Origin of the sequence: Bartonella sp. AD24XZML, from assembly GCF_042196485.1 — a bacterium.
Lineage (GTDB): Bacteria > Pseudomonadota > Alphaproteobacteria > Rhizobiales > Rhizobiaceae > Bartonella.
In genome coordinates, this window is sequence record NZ_JBHIQH010000009.1 from 1 (window position 1) to 1745 (window position 1745).

The 1745-nt window shown below is 42.5% G+C and carries 2 protein-coding genes and 1 pseudogene; all 3 read left to right on the forward strand.

Annotation, left to right across the window (positions count from 1 at the left end; all coding sequences use genetic code 11):
- Nucleotides 1-534, forward strand: a pseudogene (locus tag ACFIMX_RS01140) (lytic transglycosylase domain-containing protein); the annotation flags it as partial.
- Nucleotides 527-1504: a tail fiber protein gene (locus ACFIMX_RS01145; RefSeq protein ID WP_375633752.1), complete on the forward strand. Its 978-nt coding sequence runs from the start codon at nt 527-529 to the stop codon at nt 1502-1504. The pseudogene ACFIMX_RS01140 and the gene ACFIMX_RS01145, both read left to right, overlap by 8 nt.
- Nucleotides 1505-1513: 9 nt before the next feature.
- Nucleotides 1514-1745, forward strand: a 232-nt coding sequence (locus tag ACFIMX_RS01150; RefSeq protein WP_375693913.1) for a hypothetical protein, incomplete at its 3' end; no start/stop codon positions are given.

The window sequence follows — 1745 nt, forward strand, 5'->3', positions numbered from 1 at the left end:
AATAAAACGGGAGATGCTTTGAAGAGAACGATACAGCAAAACCAAAGCAATGGACAAGCAGCACCAAACGAGGTGGGTCCTTTGCGTGGGTTTGAGAGGCTTCAAAAGACACTTCAAGGTAATCAAGGGGGGCAAGGTGATCAAGTGGGCAACCAATTGATGGCATATGACATGCCATTCCCAAATAGAATGATGGCACCTGAAAGCAGAGACAATTTAACAGGACAGATTATGGAAACCACACCATTGCAAGCACAAGGTATTGATGCAGGTGCTCTTAAAAAGGGCTTTTCCGGTTTGCTTCATTTAATGAGAGAGAATGGAGAACGACAAAAACAGCAGGCACAGATGGTACAGCAACAAATGTTACAGCAACCAGTCATGGCGGGTTTCTCACAATCGACTGGGAGCCCGACAGATTTAACACCTCTTATTGATCCCTCTAGGCGGCAATCTGTTGGTTACTATGGGCGGCAAAAAGAAGAGCAATTGCGCGAAGAGCTATTAAGAAGAACGGGGGCTTATCATGTCTGATATTTATGACTGGTCACTCACAGCTGATCAAAATGCCAATTCCGATAGTATCATTAATTGGGCAGAAGGGCAGCCGCCTAGTTCTGTCAATGATAGTGCGCGGGTCATGATGCAGCGTATACGTGAATATCTTGCCGATAATGGTGGTTCTCTTGACTCAAAGTTTATTGTGAATGGAAAGGAACAAACAACATCAATCACGTTGACGACGGTGTCGCCGATAGCAAAATATAAAAACGATATCATTATCCGCTTTAAGGCGCGTGGTATAAATATTGGTACGACAACAATAAACATGAATAATATAGGAGCAAAGCCACTCTATAAAGCCACCAGCACGGGAATAGTACCATTGACAGGTGGTGAGTTACAAACAAATGGTATTTATGAAATAGTCTATAATGATGGCGTATCAACAAAAGGTCTTGATGGCTGGTATCTTTTAAACCCTACCCCCATTCCACCACCGAAGGTCGAAACCTTTCCTTGTGGTTTTATTGCGACCTTTGCTATGCAAGAAGTCCCAAACGGCTGGCTTTTATGTGATGGCGCTACTTATGAACGCAAGGATTATCCGCAATTATTCAAGGCGATAGGGGATAAATGGGGAAAAAACAGCGATACAACCTTTAAAGTTCCAGACTTTAGAGGAATGTTTTTGCGTGGCTTTGATAATGGGCGCGGTTTAGATCAAAATAGAGACTTCGCAGAGGTGCAAAAAGACAGCATTAAATCTCATACACATGCTTGTACCATTGAAGAGGCAGGTCAACATACGCATAAGCATGATTATTCTATGGTTACAAGAGTTGGTCAAATAGGTGGCAGAAATCCTGCTTTTGGTAATTCATATTATACAAAAGATACACAACCTGCTGGAGTGCACACGCATAAGGTAACGATTTCTTCAACGGGCGAGGCAGAAACACGCCCTGTTAATGTACCGGTTGTTTATGCCATAAAATCGTGAGTTTTTCAAATGATCAATAATCCGTCTGCTATTGATGATATTGCGGACGCGGAGCAAATCCGCGTCCTTTTTTATGCAAGCAATCGAATGGTCCATGCACCCTTAAATAAGGTGCTTGATCTTGTCAAAAGCGACATACAGCATGATCTTTTAAGCGCTTTGGCAGAATATAAAGAAGCGACAGATAAACGCATAGAGATCATGCAAAAACTTATTGATGAATTGCAGTCCTCTCTCTCTC